The organism is Gilliamella sp. LMG 34361 (assembly GCF_984569075.1).
The window spans coordinates 3,016,248-3,031,896 of sequence record NZ_OZ474903.1; the positions used below are offsets into that span (position 1 = coordinate 3,016,248).

Consider the following 15,649-nt stretch of genomic DNA (forward strand, 5'->3'; position numbering starts at 1 on the left):
ATTAGCGTACTCTATTCTTTGTCAAACTAGCTGCTTTGTTAGCATCATACCACCAGCTATCAATACCTATTGCATAAGTTGGCTGTATGGCTGGTTGCCCAAATTTGTTCCAATATGCATAATAAGTTTTGCTGTTATACCACATTGGAATCATCGGATATTCTTGAGTTAAAATACGATCGAGCGCTCTTCCTAGTGAAATTAACTCTCTTTGATTACCTACATTTTTGATTATTTCAGCAATAATCGAATCAATTGCCTGATTATGTAATCCTGAACCATTATAAGAAGAATTTAAATATTCACTCCCCCAAAAAATCATTAAATCTGAGGATGGATAATCTATTGCACTATAATTACGTGGCATCATGTCATAATCACGCTCACGCATTCTGCGCGTCAATTGGGCATAATCTAATGAAGTTATTTTCATTGTAATACCTAAACGAGCTAAATTTTGCTGAAATGGAATCGCATATTTAATGTCATCTCCTAGATAAGTCAACAATTCAAATGCAAAAGGTTGCTCAGTTTTAGCATTAATTAACTTACCATCTTTAATAATCCAACCCGCTTCTTCTAATAATTTAGCTGCAGTTAATAAGTTATTGCGGTTAAAACCTTGTCCATCACTTTTCGCAATAGTATAGGCTTCACTAAAGGCTTGCTCGGGAATAATATCTTTATATGGTGTTAACCATTTAAGTTCTTTTTTACTAGGTTTACCTTTTGCAGCATAAATAGTATTTTCAAAAAAGCTAAACGGTCTTTTATAACTATCATAATAAAAAGCGTGATTAAGCCATTCAAAATCAAAAGCTAAGGTTATTGCTTGACGAACTCTAACATCTTTAAAAAGATCTTTCTGCAAATTAAACGCTAACCATTTAGTATCTACAGCGGTTTCGACGTTTTTTTCTTGCTTTATGATATCTTTTGAATCAAAGTATTTTCCTTGATATTGAGTAAACCAGTTTTTCGGTTGCCCTTCACCTCGAAAATCGTATTCTCCCGCTTTAAACGCCTCTAACGCTATACTCGTATCCATATAATAATCGATACGTTTTTCATCAAAATTATCTAAACCTTTATTAACAGGTAAATCTTTTGCCCAATAGTCAGGATTACGCTTATAAACTACATACTGCCCCATTTTATAATCACTAATATAATAAGGACCACTGCCAATAGGAGGAGTACTTAACGGCTCAGAAAAATTATGATCTTGCCAAAAATGTTTAGGAATAACACGCATACTACCAACAAAAGAAAGTAATTTTTCACGATCGGTTTCAGGCAATTCTACCCTAACCCGATAATCATCTATAGCTTTAATATTTATCCCTTTGTTATAAACTCGATATTGTGAAACACCTTCGGTCATAAATTTATGAAAAGTAAATTCCACGTCATATGCGGTTATTGGCTTACCATCCTGAAATCGTGCATTAGGATTAATCGATACTTCGGCCCAACGATAACTATCAGAATAAGTAATTGAAGTTGCTATCAGTGGATAAAAGCTGGAAATATCATCGGCTGTTGTGGTAAAAAGAGAATCATATAACGAACCAGAATGGTGTTCAGGTGCACCACGACTAGCAAAACGGTTAAAATTATCAAAGGTACCTATTTCATGTAGTTTGATAATCCCACCTTTAGGGGCATTGGGGTTCACATATTCTAGATGGTCAAAATTTTCAGGGTATTTCGGAGCACCTAATAACGAAAAAATGGTTTTATGGTAAATATGCTCGTTAGGTTGACTCGGTTCAATGCTGTCAATCGGCTGAGTTTCAATGGTCTCAGCTGATGGGTTGGCTTCTACCGATGTATCTGACAGCAAAGTGATATCTGGTTCTTCTTCGGCATAGACAGTCATTGAACAAAAGAATAATCCACTCAAACAGCTTGAGATGAATAACTTTTTGATATTTTTTTTTCTTTGACTAATCATCCTAATTTAGTTCCTGTTTTATCAACAATTTATCAAAATAAGATTTTACCCTATTGAGTATTAAAAATTTTTAAACGATTTAGAATACGCTAAATCACACACAGTGAGTTAACTATTTTGCCAAACTTCAATCGAATGAGCAAAACCTTATTAATAAACTTAATAATAAACGACGATTATAACATTAATTGTTATCAATATTTGTTTTAGATATATTCTTTTAAAGAAACCAAATTTTTAACTAGATAAGAATAAATCGTCATGATTCATAATAAAAAAATTTTGAGGAACGGGGTTTTTTAGTATAAAAATTTAGCAATTTAATCGATATTCTTTTATTATTTTAGAATCATTAAAGATACTGAGCTAAATATTCCAACCAGTTAATCATCTAAAATAAGGATATCCGTTTTAATGCTTGAATCATTCTATCAATATTGGGGAAAATGCCAACAAGGCGATCAATCAGATAATTATTACCTTTTAGCTTATCACAATTTAGATGATATTAGCCAACAAAAATAATTCAGCTAGTAGCAGGTGCAGCGTGAGGTTGATAAATATTCGTAAATTTAATGTCAGTAATACCGTTTAAACTTTAATCGTTGCGATTATTAGGATTACGATATAAATTACTTGTTTTTAATGAAGTTCATTCTTATGATAATTATATTGTGAAATTACTAGAATCAATGATGCATTATCCTACATCACAAGGTGGAAGTGCAATTGTTCTTACCGAGACTTTACCGTTTTGTGAAAATTACTTAACACCTTCTATAGAAAATTAGCATCAACTCAATCCTCTTTAACATTAAATTCAGATTTACCTTTTCTCTTATTAACTCAACTAAATCAACGAAAATTAATCGAACAAGTATTAAAAACAAGGAACGAAGAGAAACAGCAAGTTAATATTGACCAATTTGATAATATGAATTCCGGTACCCAAATAATTAAAGTCTTAGTTAAAAAAGGAAAAATTATTTGCTGGATTAAAAATAGTGTGACTGACGTAAATAAGTTTATATCAGCAAATACAACAAGATGTAAATCTTGATAAAAAACGAATTCAATAATATATATTAAAATTAAACATCAAATGCATATACTTAATGTAAATATTATTTTAATTCAGATATAAAAAGAATCTCTTTACAGTAAAGAATTAGGCTTTATCTGAATTAGTAATTTCCACTTTGAATACATTATTTAAAATTTAACTCATTAAAATTTGTTAAGAATTTTTATTCTATATTTCAATTATAAAACAATTAGTTATAATTAGCCTTTATTCATGTTCAATAGAAGGGAATTCGTCGATAAATAATATCAAAATTAAACCATCGTGTTCCTTATATATACATAAGGATAAACCGCATTGAAAAGAATGAGGGAAGCTAAATTAAATATGTTCCCTATATACATAGGGATAAACAAATATTCAACAATTAGTTAGAATCAAATATTAATTAGCTTTGATTAACCAAAGCCAAAATATTTTGGATGGCTGTTTTAGCTTGATGGCTATTTTTCCAACAAGTTGAGCCAGTTAATAATGCACCTTTGTTAAGAATTTCATCTAACGAGGCATTGCGTAATTTATCAAAAGAATCAAGTTGCATCTCTTCAAGTCTTTCAATAATTTTATCGCCAACGTATTTAAGTTCTAGTAGTTGTTCCTTTTCTAATTCTGAAAAAGCCATATATTTTCCTATCTATTTTAAATAATTGTTATGATGTTACTAATGTGAATTTAGTTTTTTCCATTTCCTGATTTTAGTTCTAAAGGATTTAAATGGTGCAACTGAATTAATGTGGATAAATCGTGCCACAGGCCATGCTGAAGGATAAGGTTTTGTCCAATTACGAGCATCTTTAGTAAAAAGCGTATCATCATCTAATGACTCAATCCAACTATTCCAAGTAGTCAGTTTCTGCTTAAATAATTGGATCAGTTCTTGTAATGAATAATCTTGATATATTTTATAAAAATGTTGGTATAATTCACCTAACTGATTCCATTTGTATCCTTCCGCTGGCAATATAGGCATTTGCCCAGCAAGTTCGGCATCATCCCAAGATTTTACAAGATCTAACCATCCTAATTGATAAGCTATCATTTGGGCTGGTGTTCGATCAACACCTTCAATCAGTTTATCTTTTTCCGCTTCGGTTAATCCACTGAATTCATCAATAAATAGCTTAGCTGTTTTATTAATTTCATCTAATAGTTGTTGTTTATTGGCATAATTCATATCTGATTACCTTTCATCTTTATATCATTTTAATCAATCATATCAATACTATAGCTTTAGGTCAAAAGACATATTTAATCTGCACCAATTTAGCCCATTCGATCAAATAAAGTGCGTTATCTGTTTTTATTCATATTGTTTATAAGCTAAAAATACCACTAGTCAGCCTACACAATAAACGTCTATTGCTACTACAAAATATGGTATCTATAAGTTTATTAAATAAAAAACACAGATCATCATCTATCTGGCATAACTTTTGCATTACCTTAAATAACAATAAATCACCACCAATTGTATGTTTAAGAGGTATTACTATGTCAATAATGAGCAAATTAAATACATCCATTAAGTTAACTTGTCTAGCTATAGGCTTATTCACGACTAATCTAATTTATGCGGCTGAAAATACTATTAAAATTGGTGTATTACATTCACTTTCTGGCTCAATGGCAATTTCAGAAAGCACCTTGAAAGATACACTTTTAATGCTTGTAGATGAACAAAATAAAAAAGGTGGTGTGTTAGGTAAACAAATAGAAGCCGTGGTCGTTGATCCGGCATCAAATTGGAGTCTTTTTTCAGAAAAAGCACGAGAACTACTAGCAAAAGATAAAGTCTCAGCAGTATTTGGCTGTTGGACATCGGTATCAAGAAAATCGGTTTTACCTATCTTTGAGGAACTTAACGGCATTCTCTTCTACCCGGTACAATATGAAGGAGAAGAATCCTCAAAAAATATTTTCTATACCGGCGCAGCACCAAATCAACAAGCCATTCCTGCTGTAGATTATTTGAAAAAAGAATTTAATATTGAACGTTGGGTTTTAGTCGGTACTGATTATGTTTATCCTAGGACTACTAATAAAGTTTTAGAAACCTATCTTAAAGACCATTATGGTGTGAAAGATATTGACATAATGATTAACTACACACCATTTAGTCATTCTGATTGGCAGTCTATTATTGCTGATATCAAAAAATTTGGCACAACAGGTAAAAAAACAGCCGTGATATCAACTATTAATGGTGATGCTAATATTCCTTTTTATAAAGAATTATCTAACCAAGGTATCACCGCAAACCAATTACCGGTCATTGCTTTTTCTGTAGGTGAGGAAGAATTATCAGGTATTGATACTGCTCCATTAGTCGGTCATTTAGCATCATGGAATTATTTCCAATCAATTGATAATGACTTAAATGGTGAATTTATAGATAACTGGCATAGCTTTACTAAAAGTGATAAACGGGTAACTAATGATCCAATGGAAGCCACATATATTGGATTTAATATGTGGGTAAAAGCGGTAGAGAAAGCGGGTACCGATAATCCAACCGCAGTTCAAAATGCATTAATAGGCGTAACAGTACCTAATTTATCTGGTAGTTATGCAGTAATGATGCCAAACCACCATATCACTAAACCTATTATGATTGGTGAAATTCAAAACGATGGTCAATTTGAAGTGGTTTATAAGTCAGCAGGCACTATTGTTGGTGATGAATGGTCAGATTATTTACCGGGCTCTAAATCAATGATTGCAGATTGGCGAGCGCCATTAGCATGCGGTAAATATGATGTGAGTAAAAAAGTTTGCCTAAAAGATTAATCATCTAAAGCCCAAAAATTATGCATGGTAAGTTATATCTCACCATTTCTCTGCAATAAAGATGCAAATGCAAAACGATTACTGGTTAATCAATATAACAAGCAGAAGCATAGGAATAAATAATGAAAAGAATGATATTGATTTGTCTGTTATGGATGATCGCCAATCTAGCAACAGCGCTACTACCAGAACATTTTGAACAGCGACTAGCCAAAGGTTCACTAACTGAAAAACAACAATTAATCAGTGAAATGATTAAGGAAAATGATGCAACAATACAGCCTCTTTTCAATGCATTAGTTGAAGGTAACTTATACTGGCTGGAGACCAATAGTACACTAGCTATAAAAAAAGATAATCAATTTGTTAATTGGAATAACAAGCAAGTACTGGATGTGCCTAAAAATAAGTTTAAACGTATTGCGATAAACAATAATATTCGCCAATTAGTTGCCGAATATCAACTTCAAATGAAACTGAGTAGTAATACTATTCCAACAAGACGTATTGCAGCAAAAGAACTTTTTGGACATATTCAATCACCATCACAAATGAATGTCATTGTTGAAAGGTTAGCACAAGAACAAGATAGTGAAGTTAAACAGCGATTACTTGAAGCATTATCATTCGCAAAGCTGACAAATTGCGATGAAAATGAATGTTTGGTTCTGCTGACACAACTTAGTCATGTGACTAGCCCTATTTTTGTTCAGAAACTACAACAATTAACTGCAACCAATGATTCACAAATCGTCAAAGATACGGCAAAAAAACTACTTGATAAATTAACCCAAAAAAAGGCGATGTATGAAAAAACTGAACAAGTCTATTTTGGTATTAGTTTAGGTGCAGTACTTGTACTTGCCGCCATTGGACTCGCTATTACCTTTGGAGTTATGGGCGTGATTAATATGGCGCATGGTGAATTAATTATGATTGGCGCATATACCACATACGTGATGCAACAACTATTGCCTAATTATCCCGGCATAGCGTTAATTCTCTCTATTCCTGCTGCATTTTTGGTTTGCGGTGCGGTAGGAATGTTAATAGAAATAAGCGTCATTAGATATCTATATGGTAGACCTCTCGAAACCCTACTCGCCACTTTTGGTATCAGTCTATTATTACAACAGTTATTCAGAACAATATTTTCACCGTTAAATAAAGCAATAATCACGCCTAGTTGGATGCAAGGTTCAATTCAGGTTAATGACTTTTTATCGCTCACGATTAATCGACTATATGTTATTGGTTTTAGTTTAACCATTTTCATTATTTTGTTATTGATTATGAAAAAAACAGCTTTAGGACTTAATGTCCGAGCTATTTCGATGAATCCACTAATGGCAAGATGTTTAGGGGTTAAAGCTAGCTGGGTAAATGCATTAACCTTTGGGCTAGGTTCAGGCATTGCGGGGCTTGCGGGAGTTGCGCTATCACAAATCACCAATGTTGGTCCTAATCTTGGGCAAAATTATATTATTGATTCATTTATGGTGGTGGTATTTGGCGGTGTTGGTAATTTATGGGGGACGTTAATAGCCGGTTTAACTTTAGGATTAGCCAATAAATTCTTAGAACCAATTACCGGAGCCATGCTAGCTAAGATTATGGTACTTATTAGTTTAGTACTATTTATTCAAAAACGACCTCGTGGTCTTTTCCCACAACGTGGTCGAGCTGTAGAGGGATAAATATGTTAACGAAATATTTTAATCAAGATAATGGGCGTTATGTACTATTTTGCCTAACTTTATTAGTCATCTATTTAGTGATGGCTAATCTTTTTTTTCCAACCAATAGTCTATTTTATGTCGGAAATCAGACCATTATTTTAGTCAGTAAGTACTTATGTTATGCCTTACTTGCGTTATCAGTTGATTTAGTTTGGGGGTATTTAGGCATTCTAAGCTTAGGTCACGGTGCCTTTTTTGCACTGGGTGGTTATATGATGGGAATGTATTTATCTGTACAAGGAGAAGATGGTTCGACCATTGTGCCTGAATTTGCCTCATTTATTAATTGGCAAAGTTTACCTTGGTATTGGCAAGGATCAGATAATTTTTTAATTACTTTGCTATTAATTATGCTAGTACCTGGATTATTAGCTTTTATATTCGGTTATATGACATTTCGTTCCCGTGTTTCTGGAGTTTACCTTTCAATTATTACACAAGCACTCACCTTTGCATTAATGTTAGCGTTCCAACGCAATGAGATGGGATTTGGTGGTGATAATGGTCTGACTAACTTTAAATATTTATTAGGTTTTTCAATCACCAGTAATGGAATGCGGATAACATTATTACTTATTACGTTAATAGCTGTCGTTATTAGTTATCTGATATGTTATCAATTAATCAAAAGTAAATTGGGTAAAGTGATTATTGCTATTCGAGATGCCGAACCACGCATTAGGTTTGTTGGATATCGAGTTGAAAATATCAAATTAGCTGTTTTTACTTTTTCAGCCATACTAGCTGGTATTGCAGGAGCTTTATATGTGCCACAAGTAGGAATTATCACACCTATTGAATTTCTACCTCTAAACTCAATCGAAATTGTCGTTTGGGTTGCTGTCGGCGGACGAGCGACTTTATATGGCGCTATTGTTGGTGCATTTTTAGTTAATTATTGCAAATCACTTTTCACCGTATGGTTCCCTGACCAATGGCTATTTGCTTTAGGCCTTCTGTTTGTATTAGTTACTTTATTTCTTCCAAAAGGTATTGTTGGTTTAATCAATCTAACTATATCTAAAAAATACAAACTAAAACCATTGGAGGCAAATATATGAATAAAAATAGTTCAAATAAAAAATTAAAATCGGCCTCTCCTTTGCTTAAAGATTTTGAAGCATTTCCTCAACCAGATTTGGATACCACTAAAGGTATTATTCTTTACTTGGAAGGTATTAATGTTAGTTTTGATAACTTTAAAGCGATTAATGAATTGAATCTTTATATTAAACAAGGTGAATTACGCTGTATTATTGGTCCTAATGGCGCCGGTAAAACTACCATGATGGATGTAATCACTGGTAAAACAAAACCACAAGCAGGCACAGCATGGTTTGGTCAAAAACTCAATTTATTAACTATGGATGAACCACAAATTGCCCAAGCCGGTATCGGTCGTAAATTTCAAAAACCGACCGTATTCGAAGCCTTAACTGTGAATGACAATTTAATGATAGCAAATGCAGGGAAAAAAACAGTTTGGCACACTCTTCGACATCAAGTTAACCAGATAGAACAAGAACAGATAGAAGAGATACTTTTACTAATCGGTTTAATGGAGATGCGAAATGAATATGCAGCTATTTTATCTCATGGACAAAAACAGTGGTTAGAATTAGGAATGTTATTAATGCAAAAGCCTCAACTACTATTAGTTGATGAGCCCGTTGCCGGGATGACAACTCAAGAAATGGATAAAACCGCAGAATTATTAAATTCGTTAGCCGGCAAACATACGTTAATTGTTGTTGAACATGATATGGATTTCGTCAGACAAATTGCCAAAACGGTTTCGGTATTACATCAGGGTTCTATCTTGGCGGAAGGTAAAATGGAGCAAGTACAAAATAATCCTAAAGTAATTGAGGTCTATTTAGGACAATCTACTACTGGGAGGAACGTTAATGTTGCTTAAATTATCTAACGTCAATCAATTTTATGGACAAACACACATTTTATGGGATATCGATCTGTGTTTAGCCAAAGGTAAATGTACATGTCTAATGGGGCGTAATGGCGTTGGCAAAACTACTCTAGTACAGTCTATTATGGGAAATTTAAAAATCAAAAAAGGCAATATACAATTTAAAGACACCGATATCACCCATAAATCTATCGAGACTCGTGCCTATATGGGGATAGGTTATGTGCCACAAGGAAGACAAATCTTTTCTCAATTAACTGTTGAAGAGAATTTGCGAGTTGGTCTTGCGGCTAAAAGATCACGATCAGCAAAAATACCTGATTTAGTTTATTCACTATTTCCAGTATTAAAAGAGATGAGAAACCGTCGTGGCGGCGATCTGTCTGGAGGACAGCAACAGCAATTAGCCATTGGTAGAGCACTGGTTATCGAACCTTCTTTATTAATTTTAGATGAACCGACTGAAGGGATTCAACCCAATATCGTACATGATATAGGTTCGATCATTAATCGCCTTAATCATGAACTAGGCTTAACTGTACTATTGGTCGAACAAAAATTACCTTTTATTCAAATGGTTGCTGATGATTTTTATTTGCTTGATCGTGGACGTAATATTGCCAATGGTTGCTTAGCACAATTAACACCAGATTTAATTAAAAATTATTTAACAGTATGATTCAAAACAATACAGCTAAAAACAATGCTAATGGCTGGTTAGGTAAACTATCACTATCTTTTGCTAACCGTTTTGGAAATGGTGAACTACAGCGAACTGAGTTAGTTGATCGTCAACAACAAGGGCCTTTAACTATACAACGGCCATTCTATCCAGAAGGAAAACCTTGCCATATATATTTACTCCATCCTCCGGGGGGAATTGTGGGGGGCGATAAACTTGAGCTAGATATTTTTTTAGATCACGATAGCCATCTATTAATGACTATGCCCGGAGCCAGTAAATATTATCGTAGTCACAATAATATTGCGCAGTTAAAACAAAAAGTGACTTTAGCATCTGATAGTATTATTGAATGGTTACCTCAAGAAAATATTTTTTTTAATGGCAGCAACGCTAATTTAACAACTGAATTTAATTTAGCCTTAGGAAGTCGATTGCTAGGTTGGGAAAACTTGTGCTTTGGTCGACCAGTTATGCATGAAAAATTTGAACAAGGTAATATCAAAAGCCGTCTGACAATTAATTTACCAGATGAATTAGGTCTTGATGAGCACTTAAAAATTATTGATGGTAATTGTGCTCCTATAGGTAATTACACATATAGTGCAACTTTATTTGCCTATCCGATTAATCTAGCCATTTTACAACAAGTGCAAAAAAGACTTGAAAATAGTAGGGGTCCAATCGGTGCAACTGCTTTAGGACAATTATTGACCGTTCGCTTGCTAGCAAATGATAACCAAATTTGCCAACAATATTTACACCAATTATGGGCATTATTGCGTCCGTTAATTATCAATTTACCCGCATGTCCACCTCGAATTTGGGCAACCTAGCTTAATTATTATAAATACGATGAGAAAATAACGATGAAACTAACTCCGAGAGAAAAAGACAAATTATTACTGTTTACAGCAGCACTACTAGCCGAAAGGCGAAAAGCGCGAGGGGTAAAATTAAATTATCCTGAATCAATAGCACTAATTAGTGCCGCAATTTTAGAAGGTGCTAGAGATGGTTTAACCGTTACTGAATTAATGAATTTAGGACGAAAGGTCTTAACGCGTAACGACGTAATGGAGGGAGTTGCCGATATGATCCAAGATGTTCAGGTTGAAGCAACATTTCCTGATGGTACTAAATTAGTTACTGTTCATAATCCTATTATTTAAAAGGTAAATTATATGATTCCAGGCCAAGTGATTGTACAAGCCGGTAATATTGAATTAAATAAAAATCGTAAAACCATTCAAATAACAGTTGCTAATCATAGTGATAGACCGATTCAAATAGGTTCTCATTATCATTTTTTCGAGGTTAATCAAGCCTTAAAATTTGAGCGAGCCAAAAGCTATGGATATCGCTTAGATATTGCAGCCGGTACAGCGGTACGATTTGAGCCAGGCCAAAGTCGTACTGTAGTGTTAGTTGAACTGGCTGGTAAAAGGCAAGTATATGGATTCCAAGGCGCAGTAATGGGTGCATTAGATAATAAAGGAATTGAAAATGAGTAATATTTCTAGACAAGCGTATGCAGAAATGTTTGGCCCAACCATAGGAGATAAAGTTCGCTTAGCCGACACCGAGTTATGGATACAAGTTGAGCAAGATTTTACTACTTATGGTGAAGAGGTTAAATTTGGTGGTGGGAAAGTGATCCGTGATGGCATGGGACAAAGCCAATTATGTGCAGATTTGGTTGCTGATGTTGTAATAACCAATGCTTTAATTATTGATCATTGGGGAATTGTTAAAGCTGATATTGGCATTAAAAATGGACGTATTTTAGCTATTGGTAAAGCGGGAAATCCTGATATACAACCAGATATAACCATTGCTATTGGCGCTAGCACTGAAATTATTGCTGGCGAAAATAGCATTGTTACAGCAGGCGGAATTGACTCTCATATCCATTTGATATGCCCACAACAAGCCGAAGAGGCTATTTGCTCAGGAATAACCACATTTATCGGTGGTGGTACCGGTCCAGCAACAGGAACCAACGCAACCACTTGCACCCCGGGCAAATGGCATATCGAAAAAATGTTACAAGCTTGTGATAATTTGCCTGTGAATATTGGATTGTTAGCTAAAGGTAATTGCAGTGTTATCGAACCATTAATCGAACAAGTCAATGCTGGCGCTATTGGCTTAAAATTACATGAAGATTGGGGCTCAACACCACAAGCAATTAGTAATTGCCTTGATGTAGCAGATAAAATGGATGTACAAGTTGCTATTCATACCGATACCCTCAATGAGTCAGGTTTTGTTGAAGACACCTTAGCGGCCATTGGTGATAGAACCATTCATACTTATCATACAGAAGGGGCCGGAGGTGGTCATGCACCGGATATCATTAAAGCCTGTGGTTATGCAAATATTTTACCTTCCTCGACTAATCCTACCCGCCCTTATACCATCAATACCATAGATGAACATTTAGATATGTTGATGGTTTGTCACCATCTCGATGCCGGAATTGCAGAAGATGTCGCTTTTGCTGAATCAAGGATACGCAGAGAAACCATTGCCGCAGAAGATATACTACATGATTTAGGTGCATTTTCGATGATCTCATCAGATTCACAAGCCATGGGGCGTGTTGGCGAAGTTATTATAAGAACATGGCAAACAGCTCATAAAATGAAAGTACAACGTGGTGCATTACCTCCGGATAATGAACAAAATGATAATTTTAGGGTTAAACGCTATCTGGCTAAGTACACGATAAATCCTGCTATTACCCATGGTATAAGTCATGAAGTGGGATCTATAGAAGTAGGAAAATTAGCCGATCTTGTCATTTGGCAACCCGCTTTTTTCGGCGTCAAACCAAGTTTAATTCTTAAAGCAGGAATGATAGCTTACGCCGAAATGGGTGATGTTAATGCCTCAATTCCCACACCACAACCCGTACACTATCGCCCAATGTTTGCAACCTTAGGTAAAGCAGGTTCTTTATCCAGAATGACATTCATTTCACAAGCAGCTGCCGATTTAAATGTAGCGCAAAATTTAGGATTAAAAAGTTTGATTGGTGTGGCAAAAAATTGCCGACAGATTAAAAAACAAGACATGATACATAATGCATGGCAACCCAATATTGAAGTGGATGCACAAACGTATGAAGTAAAAGCCGATAACAATCTATTGAGTTGTGAAGCTGCATCTATCTTACCAATGGCACAGAGATACTTTTTATTTTAATAAATTGAGAATATAACATCATGATAATTTTGACAAAGATACTTACTAAACCATTAACAAAAACACAACTACAGTCTGTCAAAGACCGTACTACATTAGATATTGATAGCCGCATAAAAAGTCGCATCAAAATAGTTCTTAACAGTGGTCAGCAAGCAGGTGTTATATTACCTAGAGGTTTATTAATTCGCGGTGGTGATTATCTTGCAACAGAGGATGAATCAATAATTATTGAAGTATTGGCTGCAAACGAAAATGTATCCACAGCCTACTGCAATGATAAATTGTTGTTAGCCAGAGCATGTTACCATTTAGGTAATCGTCATGTTCCGTTACAAATTGCTACAGACTTTGTTCGTTATCAACATGATCATGTGTTGGATGAAATGCTAACACAATTAGGAATTAAAGTACGGGTTGAACAAGCTCCATTTGAACCGGAAGCTGGAGCCTATCAAAGTAGTGCTATTGGCCACCATCATCATCATTAAGATAAAAAAACATGCTGCAATATTTACGTAACTTACAATTAGCCAGTGCCAACTTACCTGTTGGAGGATTCACCTATTCTCAAGGATTAGAATGGGCAGTTGAAGCCAAATGGGTGACTAACCAAATCGAAACCAAAGATTGGCTATTACAGCAAATGTATAGCACATTGCGCTTTTGTGACTTACCTATTTTGGCTCGACTATATCAATGTACTATCAATCAAGATGAACAAGGTTTTAGTGATTGGCTCAAAAATTTACTACGTCAACGAGAAACAAGTGAATTAAGACTTGAAGAACAGCAACGAGGCAAAGCCTTTTTTCGATTCCTAGAAGGATTAGGGTTTATTCATCCATGGCAAAATTTATTAATACAGTCACAACTTGCTGGATTTGCTTGGTATGGAGCGACCAGTAAAATTTCATTAGAAGATCTACAAATAAGTTGGAGTTACAGTTGGCTCGAAAGCAATATTATGGCAGCAATAAAACTAGTCCCTTTGGGACAACAAGCAGGACAACAACTGATTTATCAGTTATCAACATTATTACCTTCAATAATTACACAGGCGAATGCAATTGAAGATAATGATATTGGCGCGGGTTCTCCTTTAATAGCTATTGCCAGTAGTTGCCACGAAAACCAATACTCTAGACTATTTAGATCATAAATTAACCGAGTTATTAAAATTATAGAATAAGAGAAGATATTATGAATACCATTGCTCATACACCACTAAGAATTGGAGTTGGGGGACCGGTGGGGTCAGGTAAGACAGCCCTGCTTGAAATGCTTTGTAAAACCATGCGCAATAAATATCAATTAGCCGTTGTGACAAATGATATTTATACAAAAGAAGATCAGCGAATTTTAACCGATGCAAAAGCTTTAGAGCCAGAACGTATTGTTGGTGTTGAAACTGGTGGCTGCCCACATACGGCAATTCGCGAGGATGCTTCAATGAATTTAGCTGCCGTTGAAGGATTAATGGAAAAATTTTCCGATTTAGATATTATTTTTATCGAAAGTGGAGGTGACAATCTTAGTGCAACGTTTAGCCCTGAATTGGCCGATCTGACTATTTACGTTATTGATGTTGCTGAAGGCGAGAAAATTCCAAGAAAAGGCGGACCGGGTATAACTAAATCAGACTTTTTAGTCATTAATAAAATTGATCTGGCTCCCTATGTCGGTGCTTCTTTAGCCGTGATGGAATCTGATACTAATAAAATGCGTATTGATAAACCATGGGCATTTACTAATTTACGGACTAAACAAGGATTAGATAAAGTCATTGAATTTATTGAAATCAATGGGTTATTTAAATAAGTTTTATCACATACCTAACATTATCCAAATAAATAATGTTGGGGAAGTTAAGAACTAAGCATAAACATTTAACCTAGCAATTAATAAGCTTAAATTAAAGCTTTAATAACAAGTTAACGTAATTATTTTTCTTTATGTTGAAAATACTTTAATTCTTCATCAATAAAATATCTAACTAAGTTAGCATACAATTCTTTAATGACATCGCCATTGAGACCTAACTCATCAGCCCAAAGCTTACGTTGCTCAAGCATACTATTAAAACGTTCTTTAGCTTGAACATCGATGGCATTTATTTTGAACTGACTGGCTGCTTTAACATAGTCAAAACGAGTTGCGAGTAATTGTATTACCAAATGATCGATATTATCAATTTCTGCCCGAATATCATTCATATCACGACATTCATTTGCTAAGATATTTGGATTGTATTGAATCATAT

At 34.5% G+C, this 15,649-nt stretch carries 16 protein-coding genes; 12 read left to right on the forward strand and 4 right to left on the reverse strand.

Going from position 1 to position 15,649, the window contains the following annotated elements; genetic code table 11:
* Position 1: 1 nt before the first annotated feature.
* The 3 genes from AC5LXI_RS14020 to AC5LXI_RS14030 form a co-directional block, all read right to left on the reverse strand.
* Positions 2–1,882, reverse strand: a complete 1,881-nt coding sequence (locus AC5LXI_RS14020; RefSeq protein WP_493442893.1) for an extracellular solute-binding protein — start codon at positions 1,880–1,882, stop codon at positions 2–4.
* A 1,547-nt stretch (positions 1,883–3,429) separates the two neighbouring features.
* Entirely contained in the window at positions 3,430–3,663 is a 234-nt protein-coding gene (locus tag AC5LXI_RS14025; RefSeq protein WP_198195814.1) for a hypothetical protein, read from the reverse strand.
* Positions 3,664–3,702: 39 nt separating this feature from the next.
* Positions 3,703–4,215: a ClbS/DfsB family four-helix bundle protein gene (locus tag AC5LXI_RS14030; protein ID WP_493442894.1), complete on the reverse strand. Its 513-nt coding sequence runs from the start codon at positions 4,213–4,215 to the stop codon at positions 3,703–3,705.
* Between the two features lie 317 nt (positions 4,216–4,532).
* On the opposite strand from AC5LXI_RS14030, the gene urtA reads away from it, so the two are divergent.
* The 12 genes from urtA to ureG all read left to right on the forward strand — a co-directional run bounded on the left by urtA (position 4,533) and on the right by ureG (position 15,207).
* Entirely contained in the window at positions 4,533–5,828 is a 1,296-nt protein-coding gene (gene urtA, locus AC5LXI_RS14035) for an urea ABC transporter substrate-binding protein (protein WP_493442895.1), read from the forward strand.
* Positions 5,829–5,950: 122 nt separating this feature from the next.
* A complete protein-coding gene (gene urtB, locus AC5LXI_RS14040; RefSeq protein WP_493442896.1) occupies positions 5,951–7,525 on the forward strand; it encodes an urea ABC transporter permease subunit UrtB in 1,575 nt (524 codons plus the stop codon).
* A gap of 2 nt (positions 7,526–7,527) precedes the next feature.
* Positions 7,528–8,628 carry an urea ABC transporter permease subunit UrtC gene (gene urtC, locus AC5LXI_RS14045; protein ID WP_493442897.1) on the forward strand — a complete coding sequence of 367 codons (1,101 nt, stop codon included), beginning with the start codon at positions 7,528–7,530 and terminating at the stop codon, positions 8,626–8,628.
* A complete protein-coding gene (gene urtD / locus AC5LXI_RS14050) occupies positions 8,625–9,485 on the forward strand; it encodes an urea ABC transporter ATP-binding protein UrtD (protein WP_493442898.1) in 861 nt (286 codons plus the stop codon). Before urtC ends, urtD begins: the two co-directional genes overlap by 4 nt.
* On the forward strand, positions 9,478–10,173 hold the full coding sequence (urtE, locus tag AC5LXI_RS14055) for an urea ABC transporter ATP-binding subunit UrtE (RefSeq protein WP_493444320.1): 696 nt from the start codon (positions 9,478–9,480) through the stop codon (positions 10,171–10,173). Before urtD ends, urtE begins: the two co-directional genes overlap by 8 nt.
* Positions 10,170–11,012: an urease accessory protein UreD gene (locus AC5LXI_RS14060; protein WP_493442899.1), complete on the forward strand. Its 843-nt coding sequence runs from the start codon at positions 10,170–10,172 to the stop codon at positions 11,010–11,012. The genes urtE and AC5LXI_RS14060 overlap by 4 nt, the downstream gene beginning before the upstream one ends.
* A gap of 33 nt (positions 11,013–11,045) precedes the next feature.
* Positions 11,046–11,348 (forward strand): urease subunit gamma, encoded by a 303-nt coding sequence (gene ureA / locus AC5LXI_RS14065; protein WP_065577752.1) that lies wholly within the window; start codon positions 11,046–11,048, stop codon positions 11,346–11,348.
* A gap of 12 nt (positions 11,349–11,360) precedes the next feature.
* Positions 11,361–11,690, forward strand: coding sequence for an urease subunit beta (locus tag AC5LXI_RS14070; protein WP_144189543.1), 330 nt, complete (start codon positions 11,361–11,363; stop codon positions 11,688–11,690).
* Positions 11,683–13,386: an urease subunit alpha gene (gene ureC / locus AC5LXI_RS14075; RefSeq protein ID WP_493442900.1), complete on the forward strand. Its 1,704-nt coding sequence runs from the start codon at positions 11,683–11,685 to the stop codon at positions 13,384–13,386. The genes AC5LXI_RS14070 and ureC overlap by 8 nt, the downstream gene beginning before the upstream one ends.
* Positions 13,387–13,406: 20 nt before the next feature.
* The gene (gene ureE / locus AC5LXI_RS14080) at positions 13,407–13,877 is read left to right on the forward strand and encodes an urease accessory protein UreE (protein WP_493442901.1); all 471 of its coding nucleotides are present in this window, start codon (positions 13,407–13,409) and stop codon (positions 13,875–13,877) included.
* A gap of 11 nt (positions 13,878–13,888) precedes the next feature.
* Positions 13,889–14,548, forward strand: coding sequence for an urease accessory protein UreF (locus tag AC5LXI_RS14085; RefSeq protein WP_493442902.1), 660 nt, complete (start codon positions 13,889–13,891; stop codon positions 14,546–14,548).
* Positions 14,549–14,589: 41 nt separating this feature from the next.
* Positions 14,590–15,207, forward strand: a complete 618-nt coding sequence (gene ureG / locus AC5LXI_RS14090) for an urease accessory protein UreG (RefSeq protein ID WP_493442903.1) — start codon at positions 14,590–14,592, stop codon at positions 15,205–15,207.
* Between the two features lie 122 nt (positions 15,208–15,329).
* On the opposite strand, the gene AC5LXI_RS14095 is transcribed toward ureG, so the two are convergent.
* Positions 15,330–15,647: a chorismate mutase gene (locus tag AC5LXI_RS14095; RefSeq protein ID WP_493442904.1), complete on the reverse strand. Its 318-nt coding sequence runs from the start codon at positions 15,645–15,647 to the stop codon at positions 15,330–15,332.
* Positions 15,648–15,649: the final 2 nt, after the last annotated feature.

Excerpts from the sequence above, each read along its gene's own strand:
- AC5LXI_RS14020 (WP_493442893.1), bottom strand. The coding sequence starts at position 1,882 with ATGACTGTCTATGCCGAAGAAGAACCAGATATCACTTTGCTGTCAGAT.
- AC5LXI_RS14025 (WP_198195814.1), bottom strand. The coding sequence starts at position 3,663 with ATGGCTTTTTCAGAATTAGAAAAGGAACAACTACTAGAACTTAAATAC.
- AC5LXI_RS14030 (WP_493442894.1), bottom strand. The coding sequence starts at position 4,215 with ATGAATTATGCCAATAAACAACAACTATTAGATGAAATTAATAAAACA.
- urtA (WP_493442895.1), top strand. The coding sequence starts at position 4,533 with ATGTCAATAATGAGCAAATTAAATACATCCATTAAGTTAACTTGTCTA.
- urtB (WP_493442896.1), top strand. The coding sequence starts at position 5,951 with ATGAAAAGAATGATATTGATTTGTCTGTTATGGATGATCGCCAATCTA.
- urtC (WP_493442897.1), top strand. The coding sequence starts at position 7,528 with ATGTTAACGAAATATTTTAATCAAGATAATGGGCGTTATGTACTATTT.
- urtD (WP_493442898.1), top strand. The coding sequence starts at position 8,625 with ATGAATAAAAATAGTTCAAATAAAAAATTAAAATCGGCCTCTCCTTTG.
- AC5LXI_RS14060 (WP_493442899.1), top strand. The coding sequence starts at position 10,170 with ATGATTCAAAACAATACAGCTAAAAACAATGCTAATGGCTGGTTAGGT.
- ureA (WP_065577752.1), top strand. The coding sequence starts at position 11,046 with ATGAAACTAACTCCGAGAGAAAAAGACAAATTATTACTGTTTACAGCA.
- AC5LXI_RS14070 (WP_144189543.1), top strand. The coding sequence starts at position 11,361 with ATGATTCCAGGCCAAGTGATTGTACAAGCCGGTAATATTGAATTAAAT.
- ureC (WP_493442900.1), top strand. The coding sequence starts at position 11,683 with ATGAGTAATATTTCTAGACAAGCGTATGCAGAAATGTTTGGCCCAACC.
- ureE (WP_493442901.1), top strand. The coding sequence starts at position 13,407 with ATGATAATTTTGACAAAGATACTTACTAAACCATTAACAAAAACACAA.
- AC5LXI_RS14085 (WP_493442902.1), top strand. The coding sequence starts at position 13,889 with ATGCTGCAATATTTACGTAACTTACAATTAGCCAGTGCCAACTTACCT.
- ureG (WP_493442903.1), top strand. The coding sequence starts at position 14,590 with ATGAATACCATTGCTCATACACCACTAAGAATTGGAGTTGGGGGACCG.
- AC5LXI_RS14095 (WP_493442904.1), bottom strand. The coding sequence starts at position 15,647 with ATGATTCAATACAATCCAAATATCTTAGCAAATGAATGTCGTGATATG.